This window comes from Sulfurimonas sp., from assembly GCF_028713515.1.
Taxonomy (GTDB): domain Bacteria; phylum Campylobacterota; class Campylobacteria; order Campylobacterales; family Sulfurimonadaceae; genus Sulfurimonas.
The window spans coordinates 286,660-310,813 of sequence record NZ_JAQTOD010000003.1; the positions used below are offsets into that span (position 1 = coordinate 286,660).

Annotated in this window: 26 protein-coding genes, 5 tRNA genes and 1 other RNA gene; 19 read left to right on the plus strand and 13 right to left on the minus strand. The window is 36.7% G+C overall.

Annotated elements, in window-relative coordinates; genetic code table 11:
- Positions 1–7: 7 nt before the first annotated feature.
- From PHV22_RS07930 to PHV22_RS07945, 4 genes are all read left to right on the plus strand, one after another.
- On the plus strand, positions 8–1,066 hold the full coding sequence (locus PHV22_RS07930) for a DUF6781 family protein (protein ID WP_295022833.1): 1,059 nt from the start codon (positions 8–10) through the stop codon (positions 1,064–1,066).
- A gap of 97 nt (positions 1,067–1,163) precedes the next feature.
- On the plus strand, positions 1,164–1,409 hold the full coding sequence (locus tag PHV22_RS07935) for a hypothetical protein (RefSeq protein ID WP_295022834.1): 246 nt from the start codon (positions 1,164–1,166) through the stop codon (positions 1,407–1,409).
- Complete coding sequence (locus PHV22_RS07940) at positions 1,343–2,365, plus strand: methyl-accepting chemotaxis protein (RefSeq protein WP_295022835.1); 1,023 nt, start codon at positions 1,343–1,345, stop codon at positions 2,363–2,365. The genes PHV22_RS07935 and PHV22_RS07940 overlap by 67 nt, the downstream gene beginning before the upstream one ends.
- Positions 2,304–2,759 carry a methyl-accepting chemotaxis protein gene (locus tag PHV22_RS07945; RefSeq protein WP_295022836.1) on the plus strand — a complete coding sequence of 152 codons (456 nt, stop codon included), beginning with the start codon at positions 2,304–2,306 and terminating at the stop codon, positions 2,757–2,759. The genes PHV22_RS07940 and PHV22_RS07945 overlap by 62 nt, the downstream gene beginning before the upstream one ends.
- Positions 2,760–2,766: 7 nt before the next feature.
- Here the strand turns inward: PHV22_RS07945 and PHV22_RS07950 are convergent, their stop codons facing one another.
- From PHV22_RS07950 to PHV22_RS07975, 6 genes are read right to left on the minus strand one after another with little or no spacing between them, the layout of a single operon-like run.
- Positions 2,767–4,062: a SpoIIE family protein phosphatase gene (locus PHV22_RS07950; protein ID WP_299946917.1), complete on the minus strand. Its 1,296-nt coding sequence runs from the start codon at positions 4,060–4,062 to the stop codon at positions 2,767–2,769.
- Complete coding sequence (locus tag PHV22_RS07955; protein WP_299946920.1) at positions 4,037–6,013, minus strand: methyl-accepting chemotaxis protein; 1,977 nt, start codon at positions 6,011–6,013, stop codon at positions 4,037–4,039. The genes PHV22_RS07950 and PHV22_RS07955 overlap by 26 nt, the downstream gene beginning before the upstream one ends.
- A 2-nt stretch (positions 6,014–6,015) precedes the next feature.
- Positions 6,016–6,303, minus strand: coding sequence for a hypothetical protein (locus PHV22_RS07960; RefSeq protein ID WP_299946923.1), 288 nt, complete (start codon positions 6,301–6,303; stop codon positions 6,016–6,018).
- Between the two features lie 53 nt (positions 6,304–6,356).
- Positions 6,357–7,535, minus strand: a complete 1,179-nt coding sequence (locus tag PHV22_RS07965) for a replication-associated recombination protein A (protein WP_299946926.1) — start codon at positions 7,533–7,535, stop codon at positions 6,357–6,359.
- 3 nt (positions 7,536–7,538) lie between these two features.
- A complete protein-coding gene (locus tag PHV22_RS07970; protein ID WP_295022841.1) occupies positions 7,539–8,318 on the minus strand; it encodes a pseudouridine synthase in 780 nt (259 codons plus the stop codon).
- 1 nt (position 8,319) lies between these two features.
- On the minus strand, positions 8,320–9,285 hold the full coding sequence (locus PHV22_RS07975; protein WP_299946930.1) for a KpsF/GutQ family sugar-phosphate isomerase: 966 nt from the start codon (positions 9,283–9,285) through the stop codon (positions 8,320–8,322).
- Between the two features lie 62 nt (positions 9,286–9,347).
- On the opposite strand from PHV22_RS07975, the gene purN reads away from it, so the two are divergent.
- Entirely contained in the window at positions 9,348–9,920 is a 573-nt protein-coding gene (gene purN, locus PHV22_RS07980) for a phosphoribosylglycinamide formyltransferase (protein ID WP_295022843.1), read from the plus strand.
- 5 nt (positions 9,921–9,925) lie between these two features.
- Here purN and PHV22_RS07985 read toward each other — a convergent pair whose 3' ends face one another.
- Complete coding sequence (locus PHV22_RS07985; RefSeq protein WP_299946933.1) at positions 9,926–10,945, minus strand: cytochrome-c peroxidase; 1,020 nt, start codon at positions 10,943–10,945, stop codon at positions 9,926–9,928.
- A gap of 88 nt (positions 10,946–11,033) precedes the next feature.
- Here PHV22_RS07985 and PHV22_RS07990 point away from each other — a divergent pair, with 88 nt between their 5' ends.
- The 3 genes from PHV22_RS07990 (at position 11,034) to PHV22_RS08000 (ending at position 13,981) form a co-directional block, all read left to right on the plus strand.
- Complete coding sequence (locus tag PHV22_RS07990) at positions 11,034–11,768, plus strand: ATP-binding protein (protein WP_295022845.1); 735 nt, start codon at positions 11,034–11,036, stop codon at positions 11,766–11,768.
- A 2-nt stretch (positions 11,769–11,770) separates the two neighbouring features.
- Positions 11,771–13,138, plus strand: a complete 1,368-nt coding sequence (locus tag PHV22_RS07995) for an NAD(P)H-hydrate dehydratase (protein ID WP_295022846.1) — start codon at positions 11,771–11,773, stop codon at positions 13,136–13,138.
- A gap of 63 nt (positions 13,139–13,201) precedes the next feature.
- Positions 13,202–13,981: a thiazole synthase gene (locus PHV22_RS08000; RefSeq protein WP_295022847.1), complete on the plus strand. Its 780-nt coding sequence runs from the start codon at positions 13,202–13,204 to the stop codon at positions 13,979–13,981.
- Between the two features lie 22 nt (positions 13,982–14,003).
- Here the strand turns inward: PHV22_RS08000 and PHV22_RS08005 are convergent, their stop codons facing one another.
- Complete coding sequence (locus tag PHV22_RS08005; protein WP_295022848.1) at positions 14,004–14,279, minus strand: hypothetical protein; 276 nt, start codon at positions 14,277–14,279, stop codon at positions 14,004–14,006.
- A complete protein-coding gene (locus PHV22_RS08010) occupies positions 14,276–15,721 on the minus strand; it encodes a sodium:alanine symporter family protein (RefSeq protein WP_299946937.1) in 1,446 nt (481 codons plus the stop codon). Before PHV22_RS08010 ends, PHV22_RS08005 begins: the two co-directional genes overlap by 4 nt.
- Positions 15,722–15,880: 159 nt before the next feature.
- Between PHV22_RS08010 and PHV22_RS08015 the strand changes: the two genes are divergently transcribed.
- The 5 genes from PHV22_RS08015 (at position 15,881) to PHV22_RS08035 (ending at position 16,400) form a co-directional block, all read left to right on the plus strand.
- A tRNA-Pro gene (locus tag PHV22_RS08015) sits at positions 15,881–15,958 on the plus strand.
- A 27-nt stretch (positions 15,959–15,985) separates the two neighbouring features.
- A tRNA-His gene (locus PHV22_RS08020) sits at positions 15,986–16,062 on the plus strand.
- 50 nt (positions 16,063–16,112) lie between these two features.
- Positions 16,113–16,189: transfer RNA gene (locus PHV22_RS08025), tRNA-Arg, on the plus strand.
- Between the two features lie 14 nt (positions 16,190–16,203).
- Positions 16,204–16,280 (plus strand) — tRNA-Arg (locus PHV22_RS08030).
- A 35-nt stretch (positions 16,281–16,315) separates the two neighbouring features.
- A tRNA-Leu gene (locus PHV22_RS08035) sits at positions 16,316–16,400 on the plus strand.
- A gap of 176 nt (positions 16,401–16,576) precedes the next feature.
- Here PHV22_RS08035 and fliD read toward each other — a convergent pair.
- Positions 16,577–19,231, minus strand: a complete 2,655-nt coding sequence (fliD, locus tag PHV22_RS08040; RefSeq protein ID WP_295022851.1) for a flagellar filament capping protein FliD — start codon at positions 19,229–19,231, stop codon at positions 16,577–16,579.
- Positions 19,232–19,381: 150 nt separating this feature from the next.
- Here fliD and fliS point away from each other — a divergent pair, with 150 nt between their 5' ends.
- The 3 genes from fliS to ffs all read left to right on the plus strand — a co-directional run bounded on the left by fliS (position 19,382) and on the right by ffs (position 20,156).
- Complete coding sequence (fliS, locus tag PHV22_RS08045) at positions 19,382–19,753, plus strand: flagellar export chaperone FliS (RefSeq protein WP_295022852.1); 372 nt, start codon at positions 19,382–19,384, stop codon at positions 19,751–19,753.
- Positions 19,743–19,997, plus strand: coding sequence for a hypothetical protein (locus tag PHV22_RS08050; RefSeq protein WP_295022853.1), 255 nt, complete (start codon positions 19,743–19,745; stop codon positions 19,995–19,997). The genes fliS and PHV22_RS08050 overlap by 11 nt, the downstream gene beginning before the upstream one ends.
- Positions 19,998–20,057: 60 nt before the next feature.
- Positions 20,058–20,156: signal recognition particle sRNA small type (gene ffs, locus PHV22_RS08055), an RNA gene on the plus strand.
- Between the two features lie 99 nt (positions 20,157–20,255).
- On the opposite strand, the gene PHV22_RS08060 is transcribed toward ffs, so the two are convergent.
- Positions 20,256–20,483 carry a hypothetical protein gene (locus tag PHV22_RS08060; protein ID WP_295022854.1) on the minus strand — a complete coding sequence of 76 codons (228 nt, stop codon included), beginning with the start codon at positions 20,481–20,483 and terminating at the stop codon, positions 20,256–20,258.
- Positions 20,484–20,579: 96 nt separating this feature from the next.
- Between PHV22_RS08060 and rpmI the strand changes: the two genes are divergently transcribed.
- The 3 genes from rpmI (at position 20,580) to PHV22_RS08075 (ending at position 22,100) form a co-directional block, all read left to right on the plus strand.
- The gene (gene rpmI / locus PHV22_RS08065) at positions 20,580–20,771 is read left to right on the plus strand and encodes a 50S ribosomal protein L35 (RefSeq protein WP_295022855.1); all 192 of its coding nucleotides are present in this window, start codon (positions 20,580–20,582) and stop codon (positions 20,769–20,771) included.
- 104 nt (positions 20,772–20,875) lie between these two features.
- Positions 20,876–21,235 (plus strand): 50S ribosomal protein L20, encoded by a 360-nt coding sequence (gene rplT / locus PHV22_RS08070; protein ID WP_295022856.1) that lies wholly within the window; start codon positions 20,876–20,878, stop codon positions 21,233–21,235.
- A gap of 103 nt (positions 21,236–21,338) precedes the next feature.
- Positions 21,339–22,100, plus strand: coding sequence for an MnmC family methyltransferase (locus PHV22_RS08075; RefSeq protein WP_295022857.1), 762 nt, complete (start codon positions 21,339–21,341; stop codon positions 22,098–22,100).
- A 16-nt stretch (positions 22,101–22,116) separates the two neighbouring features.
- On the opposite strand, the gene recQ is transcribed toward PHV22_RS08075, so the two are convergent.
- The gene (recQ, locus tag PHV22_RS08080; RefSeq protein ID WP_295022858.1) at positions 22,117–23,916 is read right to left on the minus strand and encodes a DNA helicase RecQ; all 1,800 of its coding nucleotides are present in this window, start codon (positions 23,914–23,916) and stop codon (positions 22,117–22,119) included.
- A complete protein-coding gene (locus tag PHV22_RS08085; protein ID WP_295022859.1) occupies positions 23,888–24,154 on the minus strand; it encodes an EscU/YscU/HrcU family type III secretion system export apparatus switch protein in 267 nt (88 codons plus the stop codon). The genes recQ and PHV22_RS08085 overlap by 29 nt, the downstream gene beginning before the upstream one ends.

The window sequence follows — 24,154 nt, forward strand, 5'->3', positions numbered from 1 at the left end:
AATAGTTATGGAGTTAGAAAAATTACAAAGAGATCTGAAAAAATCATACAACAAAAATCTCGCTAGTGTAGATGAGCGAGTTGAAGATATTGTTAAACACTTAGTTGAGGAGTGGAGCATTACTGCTGATGAGATAAGTTTAAATGAGATGAGAGCGTTAGCAACTTCTATACTGGAGATTGAGACGAAATCGTTACATGATGAGGTTGAGTCACTTTTGGCGCAAAAAGAGCAGATAGAGAGACAGTTGGAGAGAAAATCAGAGGTGTTGCAAGAGTTGAAATATACAGTTTTTAATGCTATGGAAAAGCAGGTAAATCCTGAAGATTTAAGCACTCTTGCAAAACTACATCAGATAAAACTCCAGTCGATTGACCTCTTTGATATTTTAAGCGAGATGGTAGAGTCCGCCATAATCACGGCGTTAGAAAAAGATACGGACGGTGATATAAAAGAGACCACTCAAGAGATTATAAAAGAGTTAACCTTTGAAGCTATAAAAGAGGGCTCACTAAACACGATAAGAATCAGAAAAATACTCTCAACTATACTACAATCAGCTATTGATGTCTCAGAAGCTTCGCCAAACAGAGCTTCGCAGATACTAAACTCTACTCTAAGGGGAATGAGAAGCGGTTTGGTTGGCTCAATAGATAGATTTAAAAAGCGACTTGCATTTATTCCGCTTGAGGCTAAACATATTCTGATTGAGGACTATGACACAATTATGGAAGACTTAAACCAAACAGATGTTCTTTTTTCTCAAGTAATCCAAACTCAAGCGACTGGATGCTCTCTAACAATAGAAAAACTACTTTTAGAGATAAACGAAAGCATGAGATATGATCTTGAGGAACTTGTGCATATCTCAAAAGAGACGGCAGAGCTTATGAGAGATAGATTTTCAAATATTGCAAAAAAAGCAGTAAAGAGAGGCAGTAAAGCCATGCAATCTCCTGCCGCACAAGAGGCAAAAAGGATGGGTGCTCAAGCATGGGGAATAGCTAAAACAGCGTTAGATGGCGCTATAAAAAGTGCTAAAGACAAAATTGATACCAAGAAATAAAAGAAATTTTAGTATCAAACAAACTCTAATCTACACAAAGATAGAGTATAAGTAAACTTTCTTTGTTTGATCTAAATTAATTTTATCTGGAGAAACTATGTTAAAAACTGTAAAATCAAAAGTTATTGCTTCAACAATCTTTTTAAGTATTGTTGGGCTAATTAGTATGACATACTATTTGTCATCAACCATTCATGAGATATCAAACAAATCAACAAAAGAGTCCCTATTAATGTTGAGTGAGTCTATTTTTCAATCTCTTACTAACCTAACAGTATGGTTGCTGGCGATTCTTCTGTGGTGGAAGAGTCGTTGCGCGCAGCTAGCTCTATTGATGGTATAGAATCACTAAAAGTTGCAAAATCAAAAGCTGTTATAGAGGTTTATGCTCCAACGGAGAAATTTACATCAGATTTGCTTGTTCAAAAAGTTATGCAGACGAAGAGAGCTGAGACTGTAGAGAGCAATGAAAATAACCATCATACAATTCGAATGATAAGAGCTATGATAGCTCAAGCTAAATGTTTATCATGTCACGCTAATGCACAAGAAGGGTATGTTTTAGGGACTATGGATTTAACGGTGTCGCTTGATAAATCAGATTCAAGTATCAGCTCTACAGAAAGAACACTCGCAGGTACTTTGTTGATAGCAAGTATACTCTTTACGATTGTAAGTTGGATTTTCTTTTCTAGGGAAATATTTCAACCATTTTTTGGTTTAAAAGCTCGTATTTCAGAGCTTGTCGGTGGCGACAAAGACCTTACAAAGCGTCTGAATGATAAAAATGAAAATGAGTTTGGTGATACCGCAAAAGAGGTTAATAAATTTTTAGAGATGGTTCAAAATACTGTAAATAATGTCAAAACTTTAGGCTTAAAAAATGCAGATATCGCAAAAGAGATAGAATCATCAAGTCATATAATCAGTAAAAGTACAGAGCAGGAGCAACAAATAGTCTATGCTACAACTCAAAAAAGTAAGTTCATTAAAGAGCTTCTTCAAAAAAATATACAAACAACACAAGAGACGCAGGAAAATATTCTAGAGGCAAATGAGGAACTAGATACTGCAAAAAAATCACTATCGTTATTTAGTAGAGAAGTAAGTGGCTTTGTTGAGATTGAGAATGAACTTTCAAATGAACTCTCTGGATTAAAAAATAATGCTGGTGAAGTGAAAAGTGTTTTAAATGTTATAAAAGATATAGCGGAACAAACAAACCTGTTGGCACTAAATGCAGCTATTGAAGCAGCAAGAGCAGGAGAGGCACGGGAGAGGATTTGCTGTTGTAGCTGATGAGGTCCGTAAGCTTGCAGAGAGAACACAAAAAAGCTTAGTTGAAATAGACATAAGCGTCAGTACAATTGTTCAATCTATCAATGATGTAAGTGATAAAATGCATATAAATGCTCAAAATATAGAGAACCTTACAAATATTTCGAGTGATGTTGAGGATAAAATAAACACAACTTCCAATGCAATAACATACTCTACGAAGGTTGCAAAGGAGTCCACCGAGGATAGTTTGCAGATGTCGGAGCAAATAAATGAGATTATCATTGATATCTCAAAAATTGAGACACTATCAACTGCCAATGGAGTGAGCGCAAAAAGTATAGAGTCTGATTTAAAACAGCTTGTAGAAGTCGCCTCATCTCTTCAAAGTACTATAAACGAGTTTAAGAGTTAAAGCGGGACTATAGCTTATGGAGATAAAGTACTTTATCTCCTTTTGAGTTATAGTAGATGCCAAGGGAAGAGCGTCTTGATACAAAAACGCCCCTCCCATTAAAAGTTTTTGAATTTCTAAAAATTTTACTTAATATTTCAGTGTCAAAACCATCTCCTTCATCTCTAACTGAAGTTAAAATATAACTATTTTTTTGATGCTCTACCCTGCTAATATTTACGCTTATTTTTCTAGGACATCCTTTTGAAAGCTCTTCCAGTGTATCAAAATATATGCCATCTTCTAAAAGCTTATGTTTATTGGCAGAATCTATGCTTAGATTTCCATGTTCAAAAGCGTTCATAAACAACTCTGAAAAAACAATTGCTGCCATACCCTGTAGTTCTGCATCTTCGGTTAAAGTTGCCCATATGTCACCATACCAACCGCTTGCGCTCTCTATGTCTTCAAGAGTGCTACTAAATTTTTTTGTTGCAATTGTCGCGCTATTTAAATCCAACTTATTCAAAAAAATAAAAGTTATATCATCTTCTTGCTCATCAATTTTCCACAAAAATTTAGCTCTTAAATCATCTTTAGTAAAAGAAGTTAGGAAATCATTCTCAACATACTCTGCATACAGCTGATTACCAAATCTTGTGCTATTTTCAACCATTCCATCACTATGAAATAGAAATTTTGTAATATTTGAGATGTCAAGTTCTGATAATATAAAATTATCAATATATTTACTTATTGGTGGGTTATTTGACTTTATTTTTATAATTTCACCACTGTTTGTTTGCATAAGCGATCGTGGCATTGAGAATTTTGAGTAGTGCAGCTGCTCTGTCTTATGATTTATTAAAATAAAATCTACAGAAACTGTCTCTTCCTCAAGCAAAATAGGCTTAATATATTTTATGGTTTTGTCAACAAGTTCGTACAGATCAAATATACATGTGTCTATAATGTGATTAACATAGGATGTTATCAGCATAGCACCCAGCGATGCTGATAGACCTTTACCCATACCATCAACTATAAGATAAAAAGCTCTATCGTTATCAATCTTTCTTGCACTATAGGCATCACCGCTTAAAATATCAAGTGGCTTATACATAAAGTCAATAAGAAATACCTGCTCAGATTCTACCATCTGATAATAAAAGTCGTTTCGCAAAAGATTAAGCTCTTTTGCGAAAGCTAAATCCTCTTGATAGGTTGTGTATTCTTCCCTTTTTTCTAGCTCTTCTATTCTTCTGTTTTTTTTCTTTTTTATAGAAAAATTATCAAAATTATATTTTGAATTTGTTGAGTTCATTTTGTAGTTTTTCTGTATCTTCGGATAATCTTACCACAACGCTCTCTATCTTATATCTATGACTACTATTTTTGGAAGATAAGTCGATTATCTCATCCATATTTGCTATAAGCTCTTTCGTTTTTGTTGCAATATATGTGCTTTGATGAACTACATCTCTTGATCTATCTGCTGTTATGGAAAGATTCTCTTTAGTCTCTTTCGAAAATGAGATTAACTCTTGGGCAGAATCTGAGATATTTAACATGTTTTGTGATGTTTTTGCCGTCTCATCAGAAATCTCTACAACATTTTGGGTGATTAGGTTAACATTTGCGCTTATCTCTGTAAGACTCTTTTGTGTTCTCTCGGCAAGCTTACGAACTTCGTCAGCTACAACAGCAAATCCTCTTCCATGCTCTCCTGCTCTTGCCGCTTCAATAGCTGCATTAAGTGCCAGAAGGTTGGTTTGATCTGCTATATCGGAGATGATTGCTAAAACATCTTTTATGTTTTTTGCTTGTTCTGTTAAAGAAGAAACTTTTTGAACTAGTTCTTGTTGGTTTTCACTGCTCTCATCGATTGATGTAACAACTAGGTTCAGCTCGGTTATAAATCTATCTAAAACATTATAGGTTCTAGTTAAATCCTCCGTTACTGTTATGGAGGCATCCTCAACTGCGTCTAATCTTTGCCCCACCTCACTAACTAAAACACCAATATTTTTTATTTTCTCATCAGCAATTTCACTATTTGTTGCAAGTTCATCAACCACACTATTTAAAATTGTAGCCTCTGATGAGGTTGATACTGAGACATCTTTGGCTTTATAAACGCTCTCTTTAAATGCAGTAATCATGGTGTGTAGTGCCTGTGAAATTTGCGAGATTTCATCTTTGCCCTCAACTATAACTACGCAAGTTAAATCAAGACCATCTGATACGCACTTAATCTTCTCTAGGCTACTGCCAACGCTTCTGTTGACCCCTCTGCTTATTGTAAAAATAATAATAAAAATAGCAATAGCAAAAATAGTGTACCCAGCAAGAGATATCGTTACCCTAGCGATAGAATCTGATTTTATCTTCTCTAGTAATTGACTATTTTCTTGTGCTAGCTCATCATCAATCTCTTTTAAGATATCTATTTTCTGGGTCATAGCATTAAACCACACACTACTATCTACGCCAAAACCACCACTAATTGCCCTATCTTTCGCGACAGCTCTCATCTCTTCTATCTTAGCCAGAACAGGAGAGTTGATTTTTTGTTTATAGAGATCTTTTGATTTATCATTTGCAATTGACAAGAAGATATCCAAAAATGTATTTTGTTCCGCAACTGCGGATGTCCATTTAACAAAAACACCATCATCAAACCTATCCGCGCCAAAAACCCCGCTTAGTAACGCTCTCTCAATTCCAGCCCGCTCTTTAGATTTTAAAAAGTTTGAGTACGCTTCTAATGCTTTAACTAGCTCTGGTTCATTAGCTGATTTTGCAGTCAAAGAAATAACGGCTAAGATTTTTTTATTCATGTTTGTGTAGTATGAAACAGCATCTTTAGTGCTAATTGTAAGTGAGGTAACTTTTGAGCGAATTTCCTCTATTTCTTGCATATCTGCTTTAAGATTATCAAGTTCGCCATCTAGTTCTCTACCTAGCTCCTCTAGCTCTAAAGTAGTGATATACTGAACTAAGCCTTCATACTCTTTTGTTGTTTTTTTTGTCTGTTTCGGCAAAACATCACCAAATTTTTTGCCTCCTGAGCCAATAAATCCAGCACTAAGACCTCTCTCTTTTTGCGTTTCATGGATTAAAAGACTTAGCTTTTGGGAGAGGTTGTTCAGCTCTTGCGCCCGAATCATAGACACTCTATCGGAGTATGCTTTGTTTATTGCGACACCGATAATAATTAACGCAAAGGAGATTACAACTACTGCTATTAGGTTTAATTTGGATTTGATTGTCATGACTATATCCTAGTGGCTTTTAGTGTTGTTGTAAGGTCTAAATCATCGAGCAGTTCAATTAATTGTTGGCTTCCTGCTTTTATGCTGATATCAATTCCATCTTTTAGAACAAGCTTGTTTAAATATCCAATAACCGATGATATAATTGATAGGGAGTCAACAATCTCTATCGTAACGGACTGAGAAGAAGTCACGATGATATCAATCTCTTTTTTTATATTTTGAAAATCTACAATGCTTTTTATATTACCAGCTATTATGATTCTGTTTCCAGAGATATCAATTTTCATAACAATCCTTTTCTTTTTTGAGATGTGTTGCGTATAGAATATAATAAGAAAAATTAATGCCTGCTTAGATTATCTGCCCACTCACGCATTTTTTTCTCATACCCAATCTCTTTCAGTTCTACAAATTTTAGTGGCTTTGCTAGATGCTCTTGTTTGACAAAACCACCATAATTATGTGGATATTTGTAGTTTTTTGCGCTGTTTTTTATATGTTCTGGAATTTCCAGTATCGTGCCACTCTTTATGGCATCTAACGCTGAGTTTATTGCTAGATATGCAGAGTTTGACTTTGGCGAAGCGCAAAGGTATATAACAGCCTGAGCTAAAATAATTCTAGCTTCTGGATAACCAATTTTAGAGACACTTGTCATGGCGGAAGTTGTGAGCGTAAGTGCTTGAGGATTTGCGTTTCCAATATCTTCGCTGGCAAGCACAACTAATCGTCTGGCGATAAACTCAGCGCTCTCCCCACCATCAATAAGGCGAGCCAAATAGTAGATGCCAGCATCCATATCAGAGCCTCTTATGGACTTTATTAAAGCACTTGCCAAATCATAATGAACGCCAGCTTCGCTACTCCCAGCACTAAGCGCATTTGGACGAAGTGATTTTAGGGTTGTAAGCGTGATAGATTGTGTGATGCTCGATGCAAACTCCAAGAGTTTAAGCATAGCTCTAGCATCACCGCCACTGCTTGCAACTAGATACTCTTTTGCCTTCTCGTCAATAATAAGATTATGGTTTAAGATGGTCTTCTCAAGCAGTTTTTTTAGTGCTTCATTTGAGATGCTAAAGAGTTCAAAAAGTATAGAGCGAGAACGGATTGCAGAAGTTAGTGAAAAAAATGGATTTTCGGTTGATGCACCGATGATAAGAACAGAGTTGTTCTCCATAACAGGAAGCAGAACTTCTTGCTGATTTTTTGCTAAACGATGAACTTCATCTATAAAAATAAGCGGTTTTTGCAGACTATTTTTATGTTGCTCAAAGATGCGTCTTAACTCTTCTATTTTCAGACTTGTCGCATTTAGTTCGTAAAAAGGTAATCGCATCTCTTTTGCAATAATCCTAGCAAGAGAGGTTTTTCCACACCCAGCAGGACCGAACAAAAAACTATGCCCAAGTGCTTCTTTTTCACACAATACCCTAAGTGGCGAATTTTTACCACTCAGATGCTCTTGACCGATTAGATCATTGAAACATTCTGGTCTAAGTAGATGCGCAAAGTTCAACTATTACGCTCTCTCTTTGGCTTTCTTTTTTTCATCTTTTAAAAATGTATAAAGAGCAGAGTATTCGCTTCTTGTTAGAAATCTTACCTTTCCAACTGGAAGATTGTTTAGTTCAATCTCGGCAAAACTAACTCTTTTAAGGTCAACTATTTCTGCCCCAAAGTGAGCAAAAAATCGCCTAAGCTCACGGTTTTTACCCTCATTTAGTGCTACTTTTAGGATTGAGTAGTCGCCTTGATTTTTCTGTATTTTGTATCCTATAAAAGGATTTATTGTCATAGATGTTATTTTGCTTTTTTCATGTCCGCCAGCAGTCGCATCTTCAAGAACTAAACCTTGAAGCATCGCACTCTCCATATCTCTTGTGATTTCGCCTTTGATTTTTAGCCTATAAACTCTCTCTAAATCCGATTCCATAAGCGCTGATGCTATCTTTGAAGCATCAGTAAGCAGTAACAATCCTTCAGATGCAAAGTCAAGTCTTCCAACTGGGATGTAGTGTTTGTACTCTTTTCCTAGAGTGTCATAGATGGTTCTTCTGCCTCTTGGATCGCTCTTTGTGACAAGTTCTCCTCTTGGTTTGTGATAGACAATAACAGTGTATTTGTCTCTAACGCTAACTTGTTTACCGCTAACATAAACGGTATCGACTCCCTCTTCAACCTGCGTAGCTGGATTTGTCTCAATCGTACCATTAACTCTGACGAATCCATCTTGAATGGTTTTATCTGCTTCTCTTCTTGAGTAGCTTGCGTGGTGCGCAATGTATTTGTTTAATCTCATGTTACGAGCCTATTCCTCTTTCTATCAAAGTATGGATGTGAAGCACGCCTTTTACTTTTTTATCTCTATCCGTTACAACTAAAAGCTGTATCTTCATCTCTTCAATCATCACAAGTGCTTCACTTGCAAGTATGTTTTCATCATCTACTGTTTTTGGATTTTTTGTTGCGTATTTTAAAACACTCTCTTCAAGTGAGAAATCACTGCTCATAAGCGCTCTTCGGATATCTCCATCGCTCATAAGCGCTAAGAGTTTGCCACCTTCATCTACAACCAAAACAGTTCCAAGTCTGCCTTCGCCAATCTTTACAATCGCATCTTTAACCTTTGTATCAGCACTCACGATAGGCAAATCTTTAACTCGCATCAAATCACTGATTTTTACAAAAAGCTGTTTTCCTAACGCTCCGCCAGGATGAAAAGATGCAAAATCACTCTTTTTAAAATTTCTTGCTCTCATAAGACAAACTGCGAGTGCGTCGCCAAGTGCCAGAGTTAGCGTGGTCGAACTAGTTGGTGCGATATTTAGCGGACAAGCCTCTTTTTCAACAACCACAGAGATAACAACATCGCTAAATTTTGCAAGTGTAGAATTTTTATCTCTTGTCATCCCAATTAGTGGTGTTTCAAACCTTTTTACATGGGGAAGAATCGAGCTTAACTCTTCGCTCTCTCCGCTGTAGCTAATCGCAATAACTACATCATCTTTGCCAATCATCCCTAAATCGCCATGAAGCGCTTCAGTTGGATGTAGGAAAAAACTAGGCGTTCCAGTTGAGGCAAAAGTTGCCGCCATTTTCGCGCCGATTAAACCAGATTTTCCAACGCCAGTTACGATAAGCTTGCCTTTGCATCCAAGGATAATCTCAACTGCTCTGCTAAAATCATCATCCACATTTTTTGCACTCTCCAACAGAGTGTTTGCTTCGATTGTTAAAGTCTCTTGTGCTATTTCTTTGTAATTCATGGCGTAATTGTACACTTTTATTACTTTGGTATAATGCCAATATCTTAAAAAGTAGTGTGATGATGAAAAAAATAGTAATTCTCTTTAGCGGTGATGGGTTTAATGCGCAAAATATTGTAAAAGAGCTGCACAACAAAGAGTGTATTGTTTTAGCAGGAATCACAAACAACGCAGATGCAAAAGGGATCCAAAAACTTCAAGATTTGGGCATAAAAGTTGAGGTTCTGGAGCATACAAATTTTAACTCTCGCACCGAGTTTGATGAAGAACTTGTAAAACTTATAGAGTCGTATAAGCCAGATTTGAGTGTTCTGAGTGGATTTATGAGAATTCTAAGCACTGCTTTTACTTCAAAAATCAACTCCATAAATCTTCATCCTTCACTTCTGCCAAAATACAAAGGTGCAAAGGCGATAGAGGAGAGTTACTTGAGCAAAGACAGCCTTTTTGGAGTGAGTGTTCACTGGGTAAATAGCGAGCTTGATGGTGGTGAAATAATTTTGCAAAAAAGCCTAACAAGGGTTGACGATGATAGTTTTGAGGTGTTTAAAGCAAAGATAAAAGAGTTAGAGTTTGAGATAATGCCAAAAGCGGTAGTTGAAGCTCTATTATGCCCAACTTTAGGGCACAAGTAGAAAAATTAGTTTATATCTGACTTTGGAGTTAACGCTGTTGAAGATGGTAATTGTGGAAGTACGATTGTCTTTTTTCTTCCCTCTAGTGACTTTAGAAATGCTTCAATTTCGCTAGCTTCTTTGTCTGTTATAGTTGTGCCGAGTTGGATTCTACCCATCTCTTTTATAGCATCTTTAAGTTCCCAGAACTGACCATTATGGAAATATGGTGCCGTTTGAGTAATATTTCTTAGTGTTGGTACTTTTACTAGACCATCTTTGTTCCCTCTAAAATCACCAACTTCTTGGAACTTATAAGTGCCAGTTACATTAAACGCATTCATCTCGCCACCAACAGCTATTCCAGTATGACAAGTTACACAACCCTTATCTATAAATGTTTTTAGCCCAGCTTTTTGTTCTTTTGTAAGTGCATTTTTCTTGCCATTTAAAAAGTCGTCATAAGCCGATGGAGTAACAAGTACTCTCTCAAATGTAGCGATAGTATCTGCTACCTTTTCAAAAGTTATTTTTACATCTTTGCCATAAGCATCTTTGAAATCCTTCACATATTGAGGCATAGAGGTCACAACTGCAACCACATGTTCAGGTGTTGCAGACATCTCTGGAGCAGCTTGGATAGGACCTTGCGCTTGCGCTTCTAGATGAGCATCTCTGCCGTCCCAAAACTGTGATGAGAAAAATACTGCATTATAAACTGTTGGCGAGTTTAGATGATGAGGGTTTGCGGTCCACTTATGCCCAATAGCGGCTGAAATACCATCGTCGCCACCTTCGCTTAGGTTGTGGCAACTGTTACAACTTATGAAACCACTTTTTGATAGACGAGGATCAAAATATAGTTTTTTGCCAAGCTCAACTTTTTTGCCGGTTATAGGGTTTTTTGGATTATCAATTAACTTCATAAGCGCGGCTTTTGAGCTAGGAATAGCCACAAGACCAGCTTTTTTTGCGTCATCAACTAAGCTAGAAGCAAGAAGAGAAGAGGTTATGAGTACGACTGAGAGGGCTATTTTTTTATACATAAAGATTCCTTTTTGTGTGTTGTATGACATTTTATATCTATTGTACTGAATTTGGTATAATAATCAACAAATAGTTTCAAGGATTAATATGAGAGACAAGCTAGGAAAGTGCACAACAAGTATTAATGTACATAAATTAGACAAAAGATTTTTGAGCTATAACACGCTGATTTTAGCAGAAGAAGGGTCTGGTAAAACAAATTTAGCGTGCAGGATAAGAAATTTTGCAATTGATAGCGGAGTAGCAACGCTCTATATGGATTTTGCAGATTCAAACGAAGAGGATATTGAGATAAGATACAAAGATGAGTATTTCAACTACATAAGATTTGAAGAGAGTGAGGAGTTTGACGCTAAATTTAAGCAGTTAATTTCTGAGAAAAAACATATTTATATGGCAACAAATCCAAACTATTTCTCAAATAAAAGAGATATAAGAAGTAGATTATCTCAAGTAATCACACAGCAAGAGTTAATAGATAACTACTACTACTTTTTTCATGATATAGAAAATTTAAATGGTTTTTATACAAAATTTGAGGATTTTTTACTTTATATGTTGGGCTTTATGAATCTAAAAAAATATGGATTTACATTTTTAGCTCAGCCTCATAGCACTTTTGAGAGCCAGCAGATAAAACTGCTTTTTACATATCTTTATCTTGGAAAATGCTCAAACCTAAACTATTTTAACACAGCAAAACTAAAAACACTATCAAAAAATAAGTTCTTTTTTCAGTATAGAACAGCTCATCCAACACTCGCTTTTAGCGATATAAAGAGCGATTTTGTGCAGATAGATGAGTACAAGATCGAGGAGTAGGGGTGCAAAATCTTTTTGACGAGGTAGTATCACTAGACAGAAGATGTTATGAGGAGTTTTTCTTAAGTGAGGATCTGCTTATGGAACATGCCGCGGGTGGCATGGCTGCTTATATCAGAGAGAATTTTCCTAAAAATTCAAAAATAATAGTTGTTTGCGGAGCCTCAAATAATGGAGCCGATGGTTTGGCTCTTGCTAGGATTTTGCATGGAGATTATGCCGTTTCTATCTTTTACGCAAACAAGCCAAAATCAGCAATGGCACTTCTTCAAGAGAAACGAGCTAAGAGTATAGGTGTTAGAGAGTGCAGAGAGATTGAGGATTGTGCTGTTTTGGTGGATGCAATCTTTGGGACTGGTTTTGGTGGGGAATTAAGCACAGAATTAAGCATTCTTATTGAGAAAATGAACCAAATAAAAGCTTTTAAAATAGCGTGCGATATTCCATCGGCTTGGGTTTTTAAAGCAGATGTCACACTAACAATGGGTGCTTTAAAAAAGAGTATGTTTTTAGATGAAACAAAAGAGAGAATAGGGGAAATAAAAGTTATAGATCTTGGGGTTTCTAGGAGTTTTTATGAGACAAAAAGCAACTGGAGACTTCTTGATTTAGGTGATATAAAACTTCCAAATAGAGAAAAACAAGATGTTCACAAGGGGAACTATGGGCATCTGGCAATAGCCTCAGGGAGTAAAATTGGAGCCGGTGTAATCAGTGGTTTGAGTGCTTTAAGGTTTGGAAGTGGGCTAGTAACGCTTGTTGGGTATGAGAATCCACAAATTCCGCACACACTGATGTATTCTCATGAGTTACCAAAAAATAGCACTGCATTAGCTATTGGCATGGGGCTTGGAGAGGAATTTAGTATAATTGAGTTAGATAAATTTTTAGATAACAATCTTCCACTAATCGGAGATGCGGATATTTTTTATATGCCGATTCTTTTAGAGATTTTAAAGAGACAAAGCGTTGTTCTAACGCCACATCCAAAAGAGTTTATCTCACTTTTAAAAATGACAAATATTGCAGATATAAGTGTTGAGGTTTTGCAGAAAAATCGTTTTTTTTATGCAGAGAAATTTTGCGCTAAGTTTCCAACAGCAGTACTGCTCTTAAAAGGTGCAAATGTAATAATTGGTAAAGATGGCGATTTTTTTGTAAATCCGCACGGAACTTCTGCTCTTGCAAAAGGTGGTAGCGGGGATGTTTTAAGTGGGCTTATTGGCGCACTTTTGGCACAGGGTTATACACCATTAGACTCTGCGATAAACGGCTCTTTGGCTCACGCTCTTTTGAGTAAAAATTATGATGGAGTTGATTTTTCGCTCACTCCAGATGAGTTAATAAGCGGAATTGGTAAACTTAAATAATAACAAACCTTACATTTTTGAAAAATTTGTTTTGGTGTGTAATATCAGATAATAAGGAATAATATGAAAGATATACTAAAAATTGGAAAGTACGAATTAGGTTCTAGGTTAATTGTTGGAAGTGGAAAATATAAAGATTTTTTAACAACAAAAGAGGCAACTCTTGCAAGTGGAAGCGAACTAATTACGGTAGCTGTTCGTAGGCTTAATATCACAGACCCAGATAAAGAAAATTTGCGAGACACATTTAAAGGTACAAATGTAAAGTTTTTACCAAACTCTGCTGGATGTACTACTGCAGAGGAAGCGATAACAACTTTTCGTTTAACTCGTGAGGCAACGGGGATTGATTTGATAAAACTTGAGGTAATCGGCGATACCTTAAAAACTCTCTATCCGGATGTTTTGGAAACTATTAAGGCTTGCGAAATTTTGGCTCGTGAAGGTTTTACTATTATGGCATACACTTCAGATGATCCGATCATGGCAAAAAGACTCGAAGATGCAGGAGCTCACGCTATTATGCCTCTTGCTGCGCCTATTGGGAGTGGTTTAGGAATTCAAAATCCTTACAATATAGTTTTTATCCGTGAGGCGGTTGGTGTTCCAGTTATAGTAGATGCTGGCATCGGGTGTGCTAGTGACGCGGCTTATGCTATGGAGCTTGGAGCTGACGGCGTACTTACAAACACGGCAATTGCCGGCGCGCAAAACCCAATAATGATGGCAGAAGCAATGAAACATGCAGTAATTGCTGGGCGAATGAGTTATCTCTCTGGACGAATCGCAAAACGACCATATGCAACGGCGTCAAGCCCAATAAACGGGATGATACAGTTTTAAAAAGTTATATCTATCTTTGACACTAAATCTCAATTTTATTTGAGAGATGTGTCATAAGTAGAAGTTGCCCCATTCCCTCAAAGAATTTATCAACTCCCATATCTTTGGCATTAAGTGACTTCTCAAGTGCAGTTAAAAAAACAATCTGCGACTCATCGGATGCCATCATAAAAGTCTCTAAAATATAACCAAATGTAAGAGTATGTGTCTCGCCGTTTACAACAAACCCTATTGAAGAGTTGATGTCAATTCCCTCTTGCAGTAGAAGATTCTTACACTTTTGCTCTATCGCACTCATCTTATCGCCTCCGCGTCAAGTTCCCCGCTTTTTAGTTTTGCCATATAGACATTAAGCTGTGTTTTAACATCTCCACTAAGAATAAAGAGTCCTAAAATATTAGGTAGCGCCATCATTAAAAATAGCATAGAGCTAAAATCAACCATTACGCCGGTATTAACAACTGTACTAATGATTGTAAGTGAGAGAAAAATCAGTTTATATATCATAGATGAGTTTGAGCCAAAAAGATAAACCCAAGCGCGTTCTCCATAATATGACCAAGAGATAAGAGTTGAAAAAGCAAACATAAATATGCTTGCTGTCAAAATGATAGGAAACCACCAAATAACTGTTCCATATGCTACGCTCGTTAAGGCAGCGCCTTGTTTTGCCTCTATGAGTGCCATATATGCCCCGTCGTGAGCATAAACACCAGTAATCACAATAACAAGTGCCGTCATCGTGCATATAACAACAGTGTCGATAAATGGCTCGTATAGTGCGATAAGACCTTGTCTGATTGCATATTTTGTTTTTGCCGGGGCATGTGCTATTGGGGATGAGCCAATACCTGCTTCATTTGAAAAAGCAGCTCTTTGGAATCCTTGTATGATGGCGCCAAGAGTACCGCCATAAACCGCACTTGCAGAGAATGCTTCATGAAAAATTATACTAAATGCATCATCTATTTTGTCAAAATGATATCCTAAAATCCAGATTGAAGCACCAATATAGACAATCGCCATAAAAGGAACAAGAACTTCAGTGGTTGATGCAATTCTTTTGATATCCCCAATAATAACAGAACCAACTAAAATCGCGATTATGATTCCAAAAACTATGGGATAGTGAGCAAAAAATGGTATCTCTTGAGAGACGGCGCTTAGCGCTTGAGATACTTGAAAAGTGTTTCCGCCACCAATTGCACCACCAATCATAAGAACTGCAAAAATAAGAGAGAGGATTTTCCCAAATTTGGCATATCCCTTTTGTGCCAATCCTTTTGAGAGATACTCCATGGCACCGCCCATAATGCTTCCATCTTTTAGGAATTCCCTGTATTGGATTGAAAGTGTTACTTCTGTGAATTTTAGGCTCATTCCTAAAAAACCAGCAATTATCATCCAGAATGTAGCTCCTGGACCACCTATTCCAATTGCAAGAGCAACACCTGCTATATTGCCAAGACCAACAGTAGCACTAAGGGCAGTTGTTAATGCTCCAAGAGATGAGATTTGACCAACATCTTTTTCTGTGTCATATCTTCCTCTAAGTATGTCAAAAGAGTGTTTCATGGCTCTAAGGTTTATAAATTTTGTTAAAATTGTAAGATAGACCCCTCCAGAAATAAGCCAAGCAACAAGAAAAGGAAGTTTAACTCCATCGACATAACCAAACAGAATATCAAAAAAAAGAATTGCTTCTAAAAAAGAATTTATGTTACTAAAAAATTCGCTCAAAATTTACCTCAAATGCTAAGTTAAAGAATTGTAACAAACTAATCTTAATCTCATTTTTAGTAACTTTTAAAAATTTATGATTAGACTATTGACATATTAATTGTAACTGACTATAATTTCGCCTCGTTAACCAGTCTAATAGCTGTTTATCGTGTAGGTCGGGGTGTAGCTCAGTATGGTTAGAGTACTTGGTTTGGGACCAAGGGGCCGAAGGTTCGAGTCCTTTCACCCCGACCATTTTTTATTTTAATTGTTTTTAATATGGTGGGATTAGCTCAGTTGGTTAGAGCACTGGTTTGTGGTGCCGGGGGTCACGGGTTCGAGCCCCGCATCCCACCCCATAATTAAATAAAAAAATGTAAAACCTAATAATAAAATATAAAATATAGTGGCGTTCGTGGCTCAATTGGATAGAGTTTCGGACTTCGAATCCGACGGTTATAGGTTCGAATCCTATCGGGCGCACCATTATTATAATGAATGCGTTCTTAGCTCAGCTGGATAGAGCAATGCCCTTCTAAGGCATCGGCCTCAGGTTCGAATCCTGAAGAGCGCACCACTTTACTTTAAAAGTAAAAATTATTAGACAAATGTGCGGATGTGGTGAAATTGGTAGACACGCCAGACTTAGGATCTGGTGCCGCAAGGTGTGAAAGTTCGAGTCTTTTCATCCGCACCACCCATAAAACCAAAATATTTTTTTGGATTTTCTTTCTTTTATTTCTTTCAAGAATTTAACTAAACATAAAACTTATTACATTAATTTTAAAAAATAAGTGCAATTTCTATTTAAAATTAACTAATCAATTTTCTGCTCCTATAAAGTTGTCTCACTTTTATAGGAGGGAGCTAAAATTATTTGCTGGTCGCCGTTGAAGTATCTATTATCATCTTTAAAGATGAAAAATTTGAGTTTGCTTGGTTTATAAGAAGGTCATAAGAAGCAAACTTTACTTTCATTGCTTCGTAGCGAGCATCAAGCGACTTCATGTTCTTTGACCGTTCTGCTGTTAAAGATGCGGCACTGTTTTTTGTTGAAGTATTTAGGCTGTCTATAACCCCATTAGTGTTAGTGTAACCTTTTAGTAAATCATTTAAAAATGTAAAAAGACCGTTATCTGTCGTAGAAGTCTCTGGAGAGAAACTGGTTGATTTTATGTTTGATAGCAATCCGCCGCCAACGCTGTCAGTAATAGTAAAAAGTTCCCCAATGGTTGAATCTTTAGGTGTTAAAACCATTCTGTAATCAGAAGTATTATACTTTACGACACTTGCAGTTACTTTGGTGTTTAATGATGTATTGGCATTAATAGAATCTACCATCTGTTGAAGAGTTGTTGTGGCACTATATGCTAGACTGTATCCTGTATCTCCTATATTTATATTCATTGTTCCGCCATTAATACCGTCACTAATAAGACTGCTAGTTCCAGCAAAAGCGCCTGTAACAGTTTTTTCTGCGCTTGTAATTGTAGTTTTACCACTAAAAAATGCCTCAGTATCATCTGGAGCTGCATTCATTTTTTCCAAAAATTTACTATCATCAAATGTCATTACTCCATCTTTGTCGATATCAATGCCATACTGTAAAAAAGATCGTCCTTTAGAGTCAGTAGATGTAATAAAATTAGTAATCTCCCGACCGATACCTCTAATACTGTTATTACCATTAAAGATTCCAGCGGTCTTGGCTTCGCTGTTGCTTCCGGTCATATCTGCAAGTTGTTTTATGAGGGTATTGTAGCTAGTTACAAGTCCTTTTATTTCGGTTGAAATTTGATCACGATTTTGAGTAATTGAGATGTTGGCACTTCCACCATCCTTTAGTAAATTTACAGTAAGACCAGTTGCTATGTCGGTAATTGTATTTTTACTACGAGTCATAGCTATACCATCATATTTAAATGAAGCATCCTTTGCATCTTGAATAACACTCATGCCTCCAGTGCTGGTGGTTGTTGAAGTTATTTGTGGCACTATATCGCCTATGGTTATTGGACCAGTAGTTACTTTGGGAACAAGTTGCATACGAAAACCACCCGCCCCATCATCTATAATGCTAGCAGTAACTAAATTTTTAAGGGTTGTGTCAGCATTAATGTTATCAGTTAATTGTTGTAGGGTAGTTGTGTCATTATAACCAATAGAGTAGTCCGTCCCATTAATATTAATCTTCATAAACCCATAAGTTCCACTGCCTGCAATAGCAGTATTAACTCCTGCAAAAGAACCAGTCTCTACACTGCCCGGTTCTGGTACTGTTGTTGTTAATTCGGCTGCAAGACCAGCTGATGAATCAGCGATTGTAATGGGTGCTGTAAGAGCTACTTTTGGAGCCAATACCATGCGAAATGAAGTTCCATCTGGCACAATACTTGCAGTAACCATTGCTCCTAGGCCTGCGACATCATTATTAATACTGTCTGTTAGACCTTGTAGGGTAGTTGTGTCATCATACGCAAAGGAGTAAACCACTCCATTAACATTAATGTCGGTGTTTCCAGAAGTAGCGGCACTAGCAATAGTTGCAGATGCCCCTGAAAATAGCCCAGTTGTTACTGGACCGTTAGCGGCTGCTGCAGTTGTTTTTATTGAGGAAGTAAGTCCTGCATTTATTGCTGAGTCGCTAATTGTAATCGATGAAGAGACACCAGCTTTTGGCGTAAGTACCATCTTGTAGTCATTAGTCCCATTTTGCACAATACTGGCAGATACTTTTGTGCCAAGTGTGGCATGATTGTTGATGTCATCAGCTAATTGTTGAAGAGTTTTGGAGGCACTATAAGCAAAATTATAGGATACCCCATCAACTGAGATTATTGTATCACCTGCTGTTCCTCCACTGGCAAGAGTAGATGACGCACTAGTAAACGACCCTGTGCTTACGCTTGGCATTTCAAGCAAGCCGCCAGTGAGATTTCCGCTAAGATCGCTTAACGAAATTGTCTGATCTTTCCCTGTATCTTTAGAAGTAAGTACAAGATTGTAAGTGTTTGCGCTAGTTTGTAAAATACTTGCACCAATTTTGCTTCCAGCAATATCATTAATTTTATCTTTCAAATCACCAAGTGTAGTTGAGCTAGTATAGTCAACTTTGTAGTTGGTGCCAGCAATATTGAGATTTAAAGTTCCATCCCCACTAGCTATATTTGTTGTAGTTGAAGCGAAATCACCAGATTTTAGAACGCTTTTTTTTGCGATACTGGTAACTTCCAATGAAAAATCATGTATCTGACTTCCAGAGAGAGCACTAACACTTACCCCATCGTTGCTGCCCGTAACTGTGCGCTTTTGGTAAAGAGTGTCGTTATCTAAAGCACTTACGCTGGTTTTAAAAGAAGAAACCAAGCTAGTGAGTAAAGTAGATGCCTGTGTTTTTTGTGTATTTAAAGTAATTTTGTCATCAATAGGTTTGATGATATTAGCTTCATCATTGGCTCTTAACTTATCAATAACATCTGCGGTTAAAACCCCAGAGCCTATTCCTAGTGAGTTTATAGTTCCACTCATAATAAATCCTTTTATAAAAAACCATACACAACAATATCGGCAAAGTTTTGTTAACTTTAAAGGACACAAACAATTATTGTTCCCAAATTTTATATTAACAAAATAAAATTCCTGCCGATATACTCACTAGGAAACAATGAAGGATTTATTATGTATGGTAACACAGCTTATAACATTTATGCACAAAACAATCTAGGAATAGAATCGCCGGCAAAGCTGATTGAGATGCTGTATGAGGGCGTTTTGCGCTTTAACGCACAGGCTAAAAAAGCAATAAAAGATGAAAACTTAGAGAAAAAAGTTTACTGGATAAATCGTTCGATTGCTATAATATCAGAACTTGCGATGATACTAGATAAGTCGCAAGGTGACATCTCTCTTTATCTAGAGGGACTCTATAATTATCAGATTCAATTACTTACTTTTGCTAACATGGGCAATGATATTGATAAACTAGAGGAAGTAAACAATGTGTTTAAATCTCTTTTAGAGGCTTGGAGAGAGACAAACAGTGTGGCTTGAAAGGCTTCAAATTGCAATCATTGAACGAGATGAAAATGCATTGAAAGATTTGCTTGGTTCTCCATTTGAATCAAACGATGCTGATGAGGCGCAAAGAGCGCAGTTTCTCCTACTTGAAGCTGTAAAGGTCATTCAAGAATTAAAAAATGAGACAAAAATGACAATGATTCAGCTCAAGAAAAATATAGATTTTTTGAATTCAACACAGTTGCAAACCCACAATAAATTGGATATCCGTTCGTAGTTTTTTTTATTTAATATTTAACTAGAATTTAAAAAAATCTAGTTATAATTCCACTGCTTCCCTTTAGACCTGTGCAATGGTATCTTTGAGATATTGTGTCAGGGTAGGAATACAGCAGCACACCTTGATTTATTATGTGCCGCAGGTATCTGGAGGGGAGTCTTTCTTAAAAATCCTCAAATTATAATTTCACTAAACCCAGATAGAATTTCTTAGTATAAAAAATAAACTATTTTTCGTAGCTAATCAATAAATGATTTAATCTTTTCTGTATTTAGATATTCCGCACGCTTGATTTGGTTTTGGTGGATTATTTTTAAGATATATCAAATCCTCTAGCGTTTGAGCTAAAACTCTCTTTTGTTGCAGTAAAGGTAGCATTTGATTATCTTTTTCATTTAATGGAAGCGCCATATTCATAAGAATTGCTTCAACTTCTTTGTCTAGGTCTGAGAGTGCGTTGTTTATATGTGTTATTGATTTCATAGGCAAATTGTAGCAAAAATTTATAATTATTTCGGTATAATCGCGCCCTCAAAGTACATTTTGTACTCTAAGAGAATTTTGTCAAAGGAGCAATCGATGCCTAAAATGAAATCGGTAAAAGGCGCAGTAAAGCGTTTTAAGGTTAAGAAAAATGGTACTGTTAAGCGCGGTACAGCGTTTAGAAGCCACATTTTAACAAAACAAGATGCTGGAACTCGTCGCGCAAACAAAACACCAAAAGTGATTGCTAAAGTTGATGCAGCAAATGTTAAGGCTATGATTAACTAGTAAATAGTTATTTGTAAATCTCCAATTTATAATTGGGCAAGTCCATCATAGATATGGCACCCTGAGCACAACAATAAGTGGCTGGGTAAAGAAAAAGGAAAAATATGCCAAGAGTTAAAACTGGTGTTGTTCGTAGAAGAAGACACAAAAAAATATTAAAATTAGCAAAAGGTTTCTATAGTGGTCGTCGTAAACACTACAGAAAAGCTAAAGAGCAGTTAGAGCGCTCAATGTACTACTCATTCCGTGATCGCAAGCAGAAAAAACGCGATTTCCGTAAACTATGGATTATTCGCGTAAATGCTGGCGCTCGTTTAAATGGAATGAACTATTCAACTTTCATGAATGGACTTCACAAAGCTGGCATCGAGCTTGACCGCAAAATTCTTGCTGAAATGGCGATGAATGACGCAGCAGCGTTTAGCGCAGTTGTGGCAGCATCAAAAGCAGCACTAGCTAAGTAATTTAGCTATTAAACGCAACTTTTGTTGCGTTTAAAACAGATCTTTTTATCCAAAATATCCCCACCTTTTAATTTTTATAATTTCTCTATCTATTGGAACTATTATGTTAGACACAGATTTTCATATAACCACAATTAGTGATGATGGAAGCTATACCGCTTTTTCTAAAGAGTATAACGAACACTATCACTCAACAAAAGATGGCGCGCTAAATGAGTCTCTAAATAAACATGTAATTCCAGCTTTTAAAGTAAAGATGCACCAAGATGAGATAAATATTTTAGATATTTGCTTTGGTTTGGGATTTAACACTCTCGCAACAATCTATTTTGTAAAGAAAAACTCTCTCTCCTGTCGCTTAAATATCTATTCTCCAGAGCTAGATGCTAAGCTTATAAACTCACTTGAAAACTTCATCTATCCCAAAGAGTTTGAAGAACTTAGAGAGATTATAGTTAAGCTAATAAAAAATGGTTATTACAAAGATGAACAGCTGTTCATAGAGCTGTTTTTAGGCGATGCACGGGAATATATCACTAAATTTACAGATAAGTTTGACATAGTTTACCAAGATGCATTCTCGCCAAGTGCAAATCCAACACTCTGGACTTTGGAGTATTTTAGTGATATTGCAAAAGCGATGAAAAAAGATGGTATCTTAACAACCTACTCTATCTCTCTGCCAACAAGAATTGCTCTATTTGAAAATGGATTTACTCTCTATCTGAACAGTGGAGATGGGTTTAGGGATTCAACTGTTGCATCTCGTTCTTTGCTTGGCGAATTTTCATTTGTTGATGTAGAGCATAAAATGAGATGCAATCCAGAGATTGCCTCTTTGCGGGATTGTGTCAAACTAGGTTGACTGCGCGCTTAAATTATTAGCTTAGTTTGGTAAGCACCTCTAAAAATGCTTCGCCAAACTGCTCAAATTTTTTCTCTCCGATACCATTTACCATAAGCATGGCTGTTTTGTCTTTTGGCTTATCTGCTGAGATGTTTTTTAGTGTTTTATCTGAAAAAATTATGTATGCTGGAACCCCTAGTTTAGTCGCTATCTCAGCTCTTTTTGCTCGAAGATTCTCAAATAATGCCTCATCATACTCAAGTTCACTATCTCTTTTTATCTTTTTCTCTTTAACCTCAATCTGAAGTCTTGAAGATTTTATAAGAACCTCTTTTTTATTTTTTAAAATATCAATGGCGCTGTTTGTTAGTTTTAAAACACTAAATTCTCCAACATCCAAAATCCTCAACTCTAAAAGTCTCTCAAGTATAACAAACCACTCTTTTTTACCAAGATGCATCCCAATACCATAAACAGATAGCTCGTCTGCGCCATTTGCTAAAATCTTCTGCTCTTTGGAACCTCTTAAAACATCAATAATATAGTTTTTTCCAAAGTTTTGGTTGGTTTTGTAGATGGCGCTAAGTATCATCTGCGCCTCTTTTGTGATGCTTTGTCTCTTTGCGCTATCATCTATACAATTGTCGCATCTATCAGAACACTCATCTAATGAGTTATCAAAATACTCCGCTAACTGCTTATGAAAGCAGATTTCACTTGTTGCGTATTTGTAGATTTGATCTATCTTTTGACCCAAATGCTCTCTATAATCAGCGTTTATGATGTCGCTTAAAAATCTTTTATGTTGGATGCTATCGGCCGCATTAAAAAGCAGAAGAACCTCGCAGTCCTCGCCATCTCTGCCAGCTCGTCCAATCTCTTGATAGTAGTTTTCAATGGATTTAGGCAGTGACATGTGGGCTACAAAACGGATATCGCTTTTGTCTATACCCATCCCAAAAGCAATTGTTGCAACCATAATATTTACTCTATCATTTACAAAAATTTTAAAGTTTTGTTCTCTTATGTGAGCTGGAAGTCCTGCATGATAGGGAAGTGATTTGTATCCGTTCATGTTTAGATATATGCTCACATCTTCGGCTTTTTTTCTTGAGCTAACATAGATGATTCCGCTCTCGTTTTTGTGGCGACTCAAAAAAGCTTTTAGTTGGTCGTATTGACCGCCAACTCTTCTTTGCAGAGAGATGAAGATGTTTTTACGAAATATTTTACCTCTAAGCAGCAGCGGATTTTCAACTCTCAACTCTCTTAATATATCTTCTGTTACAAGATTTGTGCTTGTTGCAGTAAATGCGCAAATAGCTGTTTTAGGAAAATTCTCTCTTAGATTTCCAAGTGCTCTGTAGTCATCTCTAAACTCATGACCCCATTGCGAGATACAGTGAGCTTCATCCACGACAAAGAAGTTTATATTTAGCTCTCGCAGCATATTTATAGTTGATTGGTTGTTTAGTCTCTCGGGTGAGAGATAGAGAAATTTTAACTCGCCGTCATAAGCTCTTTGGATAATCTCATCAACCTCATCACGGCTCTGCGCTGAACTTATCATATCAGCGCTGATTTGTTGAGCTTTTAGGGAGGCAACCTGATCTTGCATCAAGGCAATCAGAGGTGAAACAACTATGCTTATGCCGCTCATAAGCATAGTTGGAAGCTGATAAACTAGAGATTTTCCCCCACCAGTTGGCAGTATCATAAGCAAATCTTGCCCATTTAGTATAGCGTCAACGCCCTCTTCTTGAAGCTCTCTAAAGCTATTGTGCCCAAAAATATCTTTTAAAACTTTATGCTTCATTGTTGTATTTTTTTTCATTTTTCATAAGCCAAACAAAGACTTCTACAACAGCTTTATATAACTCTGCAGGTATCTCATGGTCTATATCTAAATCAACCAGAGAGTTCACAAGCGCTTCGTTTGCAAATATCGGTACATTAAACTCTTTTGCTTTTTCGATGATCTTTTTTGCAATAGCTCCCTTACCGGAGGCTATGACTTTTGGTGCACCCTGATTTGCCTTATCGTATTTTAGTGCAGCTGCTTTGTTTTGCAT